General features: G+C 76.3%; 7 protein-coding genes. 2 read left to right on the forward strand and 5 right to left on the reverse strand.

Annotated elements, in window-relative coordinates:
• The 5 genes from AC0CYZ_RS26490 to AC0CYZ_RS26510 all read right to left on the reverse strand — a co-directional run.
• A partial coding sequence (locus tag AC0CYZ_RS26490; protein WP_472220922.1) for an aconitase family protein occupies window positions 1–412 on the reverse strand: 412 nt, incomplete at its 3' end.
• Window positions 413–447: 35 nt separating this feature from the next.
• Window positions 448–1,308, reverse strand: coding sequence for an isocitrate lyase/PEP mutase family protein (locus tag AC0CYZ_RS26495; protein ID WP_472220924.1), 861 nt, complete (start codon window positions 1,306–1,308; stop codon window positions 448–450).
• 252 nt (window positions 1,309–1,560) lie between these two features.
• Window positions 1,561–2,352: an IclR family transcriptional regulator gene (locus AC0CYZ_RS26500; RefSeq protein WP_472220926.1), complete on the reverse strand. Its 792-nt coding sequence runs from the start codon at window positions 2,350–2,352 to the stop codon at window positions 1,561–1,563.
• A 110-nt stretch (window positions 2,353–2,462) separates the two neighbouring features.
• A complete protein-coding gene (locus tag AC0CYZ_RS26505) occupies window positions 2,463–3,341 on the reverse strand; it encodes a 1,4-dihydroxy-2-naphthoate polyprenyltransferase (protein ID WP_472220928.1) in 879 nt (292 codons plus the stop codon).
• A 40-nt stretch (window positions 3,342–3,381) separates the two neighbouring features.
• The gene (locus tag AC0CYZ_RS26510) at window positions 3,382–4,635 is read right to left on the reverse strand and encodes a hypothetical protein (RefSeq protein ID WP_472220930.1); all 1,254 of its coding nucleotides are present in this window, start codon (window positions 4,633–4,635) and stop codon (window positions 3,382–3,384) included.
• 224 nt (window positions 4,636–4,859) lie between these two features.
• Between AC0CYZ_RS26510 and menD the strand changes: the two genes are divergently transcribed.
• Together menD and mbhE are read left to right on the forward strand one after the other, a co-directional pair.
• Window positions 4,860–6,620: a 2-succinyl-5-enolpyruvyl-6-hydroxy-3-cyclohexene-1-carboxylic-acid synthase gene (gene menD, locus AC0CYZ_RS26515; protein WP_472220932.1), complete on the forward strand. Its 1,761-nt coding sequence runs from the start codon at window positions 4,860–4,862 to the stop codon at window positions 6,618–6,620.
• 15 nt (window positions 6,621–6,635) lie between these two features.
• On the forward strand, window positions 6,636–9,008 hold the full coding sequence (mbhE, locus tag AC0CYZ_RS26520; RefSeq protein ID WP_472220934.1) for a hydrogen gas-evolving membrane-bound hydrogenase subunit E: 2,373 nt from the start codon (window positions 6,636–6,638) through the stop codon (window positions 9,006–9,008).
• The last annotated feature ends 28 nt before the right edge of the window (window positions 9,009–9,036 follow it).

Raw genomic sequence — 9,036 nt, forward strand, 5'->3', positions numbered from 1 at the left:
CCTCGACGAGGCCGAGGCCGCGGGCGGCGTTGTTGAACGCCCCGCCGGCACAGGTGTGCGAGTCGGTGCAGGTGAGCACCTGGCCGGGCAGGGCGAGCGCGTTCTCGGCGATCACCTGGTGGCAGATGCCGTGCCGGCCCACGTCGAAGAAGCGGTCGACGCCGAACTGCTGGGCGAAGGCCCTGGCTCGTCGGCCGCTGTCGGCGTCCACCAGCGAGGGCGCCGGGACGGCGTGGTCGAGGACGATCGCGGTGCGGTCCGGATCCGCGATCGTCAGGGGTGTGGTCCAGCGCTGGAACTGCAGGTCGATCAGGACGTTCATGTCGACCTCGCACACCACCGTGTCGCCGGGGGCGACCTGGTCGCGGCCTGCGGCGCGCGCGAGGATCTTCTCGATCATCGTCATGCCCATGTCGGGCTCCTCTTCGGTCGGGATGGCCGGGGCGGCTATCGCGTGGGGACCCGGTAGCGCTCGTCCAGCGCCCGCCACCCGGCCTGACCGACGACCTCGAAGAGGTCACCGGGGCCGGTGAGCGCGGCCGGGGGCGGGCCGCCGAGTCGGTGCAGCGCCGTGGCCATGGCGTCGGCGGCGGCGAACAGCAGCGCGCCGGGGTGGATCGCGATGCGGTACCCGAGTCGGGACAGCACCTCGTCGTCGATGTCCGGGGACAGGCCACCCGCGACGCTGTTGAACAGCAACGGGGCGCTCACCGCGGCAGCGATCAGCTCGACCTCGGCCGGCGACTGCGGGGCCTCGACGAAGACGACGTCCGCCCCCTCGGCCTCGTACCGCCGAGCACGGGCGAGCGCCTCGTCGATGCCGAGTGGGCCGCGGGCGTCGGTCCGCGCCACGATCACGGTCCCCTCGCGGCGCGCTTCGAGCGCGGAGCGGAGCGAGGCGACGAACTGCTCGGTGTCCACGACCTGCTTCTCGGCCATGTGTCCGCAGCGCTTGGGGAACGCCTGGTCCTCCAACTGCACCGCGGCGGCCCCGGCCCGCTCGTAGTCCCGGACGGTGCGCGCCACGTGCATCGGGTTGCCGTAACCGGTGTCGGCGTCGGCGATCACCGGCACTCCGGCGGCCTCCACCACGACCCGGAGTCGCTCCAGCATCTCGGTCGCGGTGACCAGGCCGATGTCGGGCAGTCCGAAGCCGGCGACCGAGGCTCCCGCGCCGGTGAAGTACACCGCCGGGAACCCCGCGCGCCGCGCCAGGTGTGCGCTCAACCCGTCGAACACGCCCGGAGCCCGGACCAACTCGTCGGCCGCCAACAGTCGGCGCAGCTGCGCGGTGGGCTCGCTCGTCATGTCGACCTCCTCGGCGGCGCCATGCAGCGCGTCCTCGACGGCGGCGGCGCCTCTCGATGCAACCACAATGTGGTTCCATGAACCACGATGTGGCGAGCATAGGACGCACGGCGTCGTCGTGACAAGGGCGTGCTGCGTACGGGCACGGAGCGGCGGAACCGGGGGCCGCCACGGAGAGCCACCTGATGGGCGGTCCGCGGCACGTCACCGGCGTCGGGCGACGACACCGACGTGGAGCCCGAGGGCGGAGGGTCAGGCCGTCCCGGCGGCGAAGGCGTCGACGTTGCCCAGGCGGCTCGACAGGTCGGCCGCGGCCGCCACCACGGCGCGGGAGACGTGGGGCTCGTCGGCGTCGCCGAGACGGAAGGTGGGCACACCCAGCGAGATGGCCGCCACGAGCCCGGCTCCGCTGCCGAAGACCGGCGCGGCGACCGAGCTCAACCCGGGCTCCCGTTCGTCACGACACACGGCGACGCCCGCGTCCGCGATGGCGGGCAGCTGGGCCCGTAGCGCCTCCGCGTCGGTGAGCGTGCGATCGGTGAACCGCGGGAGCCCGACCTGCACCGCCGCGTCGAAGGCCTCCTGGTCGAAGGCCATCATGACCTTCCCCGAAGCGCCGGTGTGCATGGCCATGACCTCGCCGACCCGCCCGCGATAGATGATCGGCCGTCGCGACTCCTCCAGCGCCACCGTGATCCGGTGCCCGCCGTGGCGGACCTGGAGACCCGCGGTCTCCTCCGTGGCGTCCCGCAGTGCCGCCAGGACCGGGCCGGCCATCGCGATCAATTCCGAGGCGGTCGAGGCCGAGGCCGCCCAGGCGACGACCCGCAGGCCCGCCCGGTAGTGGTCGCCCTCCCGGTCGAGCAGGTGCTCCGCGACGAGGGAGCGGAGGATCCGCGCGCAGGTCGTGGTCGGGAGCCCCGTGCGCTCCCGGATCTCCGAGAGGTGCAGCACCGGCCTGTCCACCGTGAAGCAGTCCATGACCCGGACGGCCTTCGTCAGGACCTGGATCGGCGAGTTCTGGTCACCGGGCGGCTCGCTCACGTCGCCTCCAGTGTGCTCCACCAGGTAGTCCGAGGGACCACGATGTGGTGCGGACGCTAGGGGGTCGGATGCGGCCGGTCAAGATCGGCGACGCCGCGTGCCGGCGCTGCTCACGCGGCGACGATCGCCAGCCCGACCGCCGTCCCGATCGCCCAGACCAGCATCGCGAGCCCGGTGTCGCGCAGCACCGGGATGAGCGCGGGCCCGCGTCCCCCGCCGAGCACACGGCGCAGGGCGGGGACGAGTAGGAGGAGCGCGACCAGTCCCAGGAGGGCCCAGGGCGCCCGCAGGCTCAGCACCAGGCTCATGCCGAGCGGGATCACGACGAGGGCGGCGTAGAGCACCCGGGTGTCGCGCTCGCCGAGCATCACCGCGAGCGTCCGCTTCCCGGCGACGGTGTCCGACGGGACGTCGCGCAGGTTGTTCGCCACGAGCACCGCGCACGAGAGCAGGCCCACCCCGACGGAGGCGCCGATGCCCAGCCCGCTCACCCGGCCGGACTGGGTGTACTCGGTGCCGAGCACGGCGACCGGCCCGAAGAACAGGAACACCGCGATCTCGCCGAGGCCGCGGTAGCCGTAGGGGCTCGAGCCGCCGGTGTAGAACCACGCGCCGGCCAGGCACAGCGCGCCGACGAGCAGCAGCCACCACGCGCCGCTCACGGCGAGCAGCGCGATCCCGGCGAGCGCGCCGATCCCCAGCGACACGAACGCCGCGGTGCGCACGGCCCCCGGCGTCGCGGTCCGGGACCCGACCAGGCGCATCGGCCCCACCCGGTCGTCGTCGGTGCCGCGGATGCCGTCGGAGTAGTCGTTGGCGAAGTTGACGCCGATGATCATGCCGATCGCGACGACCAGGGCGAGGACCGCGGCGAGGGGCCGGAAGAGGTCCGCGGACGCCGCCGCGCCGGACCCGGCGATCACCGGCGCGATCGCGTTCGGGAGCGTCCGGGGTCGCGCCCCCTCGACCCATTCCGCCACCGTCGCCATGTCCACGAAGCCTAGCGAGGCCCGCAGGGGCGCCCGCCGGTCAGCAGGCGGGCGGCGGGGTGGCCGTGACCACCCAGGCGGCGGGCACGTAGCGGTCGGTGTCGAGGCGCAGCCAGTCCGAGCTGGTGCCGTGGCGGCCGGTCACCGCGTCGCCCGCGACGTGGCACTGCACGTCGACCTGGGCGGCGTTCGCGACGAGGCCCTGGTCGGTGCCCCCGGTCGACGGCGTGGCGCGCACGGTGACCGGGGCCTGCGGGCTGTCGGCGGTGCCGAGGTGGACGTCGCCCGGGGCCTCCCCGGCGCGGCCGGTCCAGAGGTAGTCGACGGTGACGTAGCCGTTGTCCCCGAGCCCGAGCGCGCGGAACGTGCCGTCGGCCACGTCGATCCCGGCCGGGTTCTTCACCGTGCGCCCGAAGCCGTCCTCGCCGTCGTGGTAGTGGTCGGTGTAGGCGACCTGGGCCTCCGGGGTGCCCTGCGGCACGTCGGTGAACTTCGTGCGCGGCGGGGCGGCGTTCCAGTAGTCGTCGTCGGTGTTCCACGGCCCGATGTCCCAGACGGGCACGGTGGCGCAGCGCCCGGCCGCGGTGCACAGCCGCACGCTGTAGTCGCCCTTGCCGTCGCCGTCGAGGGCCTGCCCGGAGGGCAGCGCGACGAACTGGTCGTTCTCGGTGATGACGTGGCCGTTCGCCGTCGTGCCGCCGACGAGGCCCTCCCGCGTGGCGAACACCCGGTAGGAGGCCCGCGGGGTCAGCGTCCGCTGCGCACCGGTCTCGCGGTCGGCCCGCACGGACACCGCCCGCACGGTCGGGCCCGCGTCCGTGCCCGGTGCGGCGAGGGTCAGGCGCAGGGCGACGGTGCGGCTCGGGACCGGCAGCAGCGCGGGTGCACCGGGGGTGGCGGGCACCCACTCCGACCAGCGCCCGGCGTCGTCGCGCCCGCGCACCGAGGCGACGGCCGAGGTGCCCGGCGGCAGGTCGGCGGTGACGGGGACGTCGACCCGGTTCACGGCGCGGGCGAAGGTGTGCGCGCCGAGGTCGAGGAAGCCCTGGCGCCGGGCGCCGCGCAGGCTCCCCGACCGTTCGGGCCCGCCGTCGCGCGGCGTCGCGAGGCGCGCGGCGCCCCCGGCGACCTGGACGCGCACGGCGCTGCCGGCGAGGTCGGGGTCCCAGCGCTGCGCGTCGGTCCCCGGGGTCCCGGGGGCGGGCGTCGAGGGCGCGCCGGTGGCGGCGACGCCGCTCGCCAGGAGCAGCACCGTCGCCGCGGTGAGCACCCAGAGCAGGACCGGGACGGACACGGGCCGGCGTCGACGCGGAGCGGGCATACCGCCAGCAACCCCGTCAGCCGGAGCGCGATGCGTCCCCACACGCCTCACCAACCACACGGGTGTCACTCGACCCGGTCCACCGCCGCTCGACCGGCGCGCCTGCCGGCCGGAACGCGGTCGCCGTGGGTCGTCGGCGGTGTGACGGTCGTGCTCCGCGCGGCCGGGACGCCGCCCGCTCATTACGCTCGCGCGCCGTGACCCCGTCGACGGTGCAGGCCCGCGTGGTCGTCGACGAATGGGTCCGGGGCGGGGTCCGTGACGTGGTCGCGTGCCCCGGCTCGCGCAACGCGCCGCTGCTGCTGGCGGTCCACGCCGCCGACGCCGCCGGGCGGGTGCGCCTGCACATGCGCATCGACGAGCGCTCGGCCGGCTTCCTCGCGGTCGGGCTCGCCGTGGCGTCCGGGCGCCCGGTGCCCGTCGTCGTCACCTCCGGCACCGCGGTCGCGAACCTGCACCCCGCGGTGCTCGAGGCCTCCCACGCCGGGGTGCCGCTCGTCGTCGTCAGCGCCGACCGTCCGCTCGAGCTGGTGGGTACCGGCGCGAACCAGACCGTCGACCAGGCCGGCCTGTTCGGCAGCGCGGTGCGCGCGAGCGTGGTGCTGCCGCTCGCCGAGGAGCGCGCGCGGGCCGCGGACGGCTGGCGGGCCGCGATCTGCCGGGTCCTCGACCGCGCCGCGGGCACCGGCACCGCCGATCCCGGCCCGGTCCAGCTCGACGTGCCGCTGCGCGAGCCGCTGGTCGGGGAGGACACCGAGGACCCCGGGCTGCCCGCCTGGGCGGCCGGGCGTCCCGACGGCGGCCCGTGGACCCGCGTCGCCGCGCACACGCCCCGGGTGGGCGCCCTGGACCTCACCGCCGCGGTCCCGACCGTCGTGGTCGCCGGCCACGGCGCCGCCGCCCCGGACGGCCTGCCCACGGGCGTGCCCGTAGTCGCCGAACCGACCTCGCCGCTGTGGGGACGCGGGTTGCGGGCCGGCGCGCGGCTGCTCGACGCCGCGCTGACCGGTGCCGCGGCGGAGCTGCTGCCCGAGCGCGTGGTGGTCCTCGGGCGCCCGACGCTGCACCGGCCAGTCTCGCGGCTGCTCGCCGACCCCCGGGTGGAGGTCGTCGTCGTGCCGTCGACGTCCGCCGGCGGCGCGGCCCGGCCGGGGTGGACCGACGTGGCCGGCACCGCCGCCCAGGTCGGTGCGCTGCCCCCGCCCCCGGCGTGGGGCGTCGACGAGGCCTACGGCGCGCGGATGGCGGCCGCCGACGCCCACGTGGCCGACGCGGTGGCGACCGCGGCGCAGGACGGCACCGGCCCGGCGCTCGCGGCGGCCGTGGTCGCCGCGCTGCCGCCCGGGGCCCTGCTCGTGGTCGGCTCGTCGAGCCCGGTGCGCGACGTCGCCCTGGCCGCCCGCCCGCGCGCCGACCTCACCGTCGTCTCCGCGCGCGGGGTCTCCGGGATCGACGGCGCGGTGTCCTTCGCCACCGGCGCCGCGCTCGCCCACGGGGCCCCCGCCTACGCGCTGCTCGGCGACGTGACCTTCCTGCACGACGCGGGCGGGCTCGCGGTGGGCGTGCAGGAGCCCCGCCCGGAGCTCGTGGTCGTCGTGGCCAACGACGACGGCGGCAGTGTGTTCGCCACGCTCGAGCAGGGCGCCCCGGCACACGCCGCGGCCTTCGAGCGGGTCTTCGCCACCCCGCACGGCACCGATCTCGCCGCGCTCTGCCGCGCCCACCACGTCGAGCACACCGCACCCGCCGGCGCGGGCGAGCTCACCGCGGCACTCGCGCCCACCGGGCGGCCCGGGCTCCGGGTCGTCGAGGTCGTCGTCGACCGTGCGGACCGCCGCGGGCTCGCCGACCGGCAGCGCGCGACGGCGCTCGACGCGCTCGGTCGCCGCCCGCGGCGGGAGTCCGACGGAACGGACGGTCCGACCCCGATCGGTAGCATCGTCGGCGACGGTGGGTGAACGAGGGAGCGGTACGTGCTGGTGCTGATCGGGGTCCACGCCCTGACCGCCCTGCTCGCTCCCACCCTCGTCCGGACCCTCGGTCGCCGGGCGTTCGCCCTGCTCGCGCTCGTGCCCGCCGCGGCCTTCGCCTGGATCCTCACGCGGTTGCCGATCGTGCTCGCCGGTGGGCAGGTCGAGGAGAGCGTCACCTGGATCCCGGCCCTGGGCGTCGAGATCGCCGTCCGGCTCGACGCGCTCTCGGCCACGCTCTCGCTGCTCGTCACCGGCGTCGGCGCCCTGGTCGTCCTCTACTGCGCCCGCTACTTCACCCCCTCGTCGTCCGGGCTCGGACGGTTCGCCGGGGTCCTCGTCGCCTTCGCCGGCGCGATGCTCGCGCTGGTGTGGGCGGACGACGTCGTCGTGCTCTACGTCTGCTGGGAGCTCACGACGATCTTCTCGTTCCTGCTCGTGGGGCAGGACGCGCACAAGCGGGCGAGCCGCGCCGCCGCGATGCAGGCGCTGCTCGTCACCGCTGCGGGCGGGCTGACGATGCTCGTCGGGCTCGTCGGGCTCGTCGTCCTCGCGGAGGCGGCGGGCACCTACCGGCTCTCGGGCCTCGTCGCCGCGGGCCCGCAGCTGCACGGCACGGCGGTCACGGCCGGCGTGGTGTGCGTGCTGGTGGGGGCGCTGTCGAAGTCCGCGCTCATCCCGTTCCACTTCTGGCTGCCCTCGGCGATGGCCGCGCCCACCCCGGTCAGCGCGTTCCTGCACGCCGCGGCGATGGTCAAGGCCGGGGTCTACCTGGTGCTGCGCCTCGCGCCCGGGTTCGCCGACGTGGCGGGATGGCGGCCGCTGATCGCGGTGCTGGCCGGCCTGACGATGCTCCTGGGCGGCGTGGTCGCGGCCCGCCAGCACGACCTCAAGCTGCTCCTCGCCCACGGCACCGTGTCGCAGCTCGGCTTCATGGTCCTGCTCGCCGGGGCCGGCACGCGCGACGGCGCGCTCGCGGCGCTGGGCCTCGTCGTGGCGCACGCGCTGTTCAAGTCGACGCTCTTCCTCACCGTCGGCGTCATCGACCGCTGCGCCGGCACCCGCGATCTGCGCGAGCTCTCCGGTCTGGGGCGGCGGGCCCCGGTCCTCGCGGTCGCGGGCACGCTCGCCGCCGCGTCGATGGCGGGGATCCCCCCGTTGCTCGGGTTCGTCACGAAGGAGGGCGCGTTCGAGGCGTTCCTGCACGACTCCTACGGCGCCTGGGACGACACGCTCCTCGGCGTCGTCGTGCTGGGATCGGTGCTGACCGTCGCCTACAGCACCCGGTTCGTCCTCGGCGCCTTCACGACCGCCTTCACCGAGCGCGCCGGCACGCAGTGGATCCGCCCCGGGCCGCTGTTCGTCGCGTCGCCCGTCCTGCTCGGCCTGGCCTGCCTCGCTGCCGGGCCGGCGGCCGCGCTGCTCGCCCCCCTGCTCGTCCGGTACGCGGACACCCTCCCCCCGAGCTACCCGGTGCTGTTCGACTTCTCGCTCCTGCCCGGCAACGCGCTGGCCCTGGGCCTCTCGCTGCTGGCCGTCGTCCTGGGCGTGCTCGCCGCGCTGCCCCGCGTCGCGGCCCGGGTGGTCGCGGCCCCGCGGCCCCTGGCCGCGATCCGCTCGGAGGTCACCTGGCGGGCCCTGGTGCACGCCCTGGAGACGGGCGCGCTGCGGGTGACCGCGCAGACCCAGCGCGGGTCGCTCGCCGTCGTCGTGTGCACCGTCCTCGGGGTGCTCCTCGCCGGGCCGGGCGTGGCGCTGGTGGCGACCGGGGCGCTCGGCGGGATCCGGGTCGACCGCGTCGCGGACTCCCCGGCGCAGCTGGTCGCCGCGGTCCTCGCCGTCGTGTCCACCGCGGCCGCCGCGCTCGCGCGCCGCCGCCTGTCCGCGGTCCTGCTGGTCGGCGGCCTCGGCTACGCGGTGGCGGTGATCTTCGCCCTGGCCGGCGCGCCGGACGTCGCCCTGACCCAGGCCCTCGTCGAGACCATGACGCTCGTCGTGGTCGTCCTCGTGCTGCGGCGCCTCCCGCCGGTGATCACCGAGCACCACACGCCGCGCCGCCGGCTGGCCCGGCTCGCGATCGCCGCGCCGATCGGGGTGCTGATCGCCCTGCTCGGGGCGACCGCGCTCGGCGCCCGGACGCTGCCCGCGGTGTCGCTGGCCTTCCCGTCGCAGGCCTACGCCTTCGGCGCGGGCCAGAACGTCGTCAACGTGACCCTGGTCGACATCCGCGCCTGGGACACCATCGGCGAGCTCTCCGTCCTGCTGGCCGCCGCGACCGGGGTGGCGAGCCTGGTGTTCCTCGACCGCCGCACCGGGACCCCGCCGGGCGGGCGCCGTGCGCGCCGTCGGCGCCTCCCGGCGGCCGGGCCGTCGTAATCGGCCGAGGCGGCGGGGGCGGCGGGGG

The organism is Actinomycetospora sp., assembly GCF_055612215.1.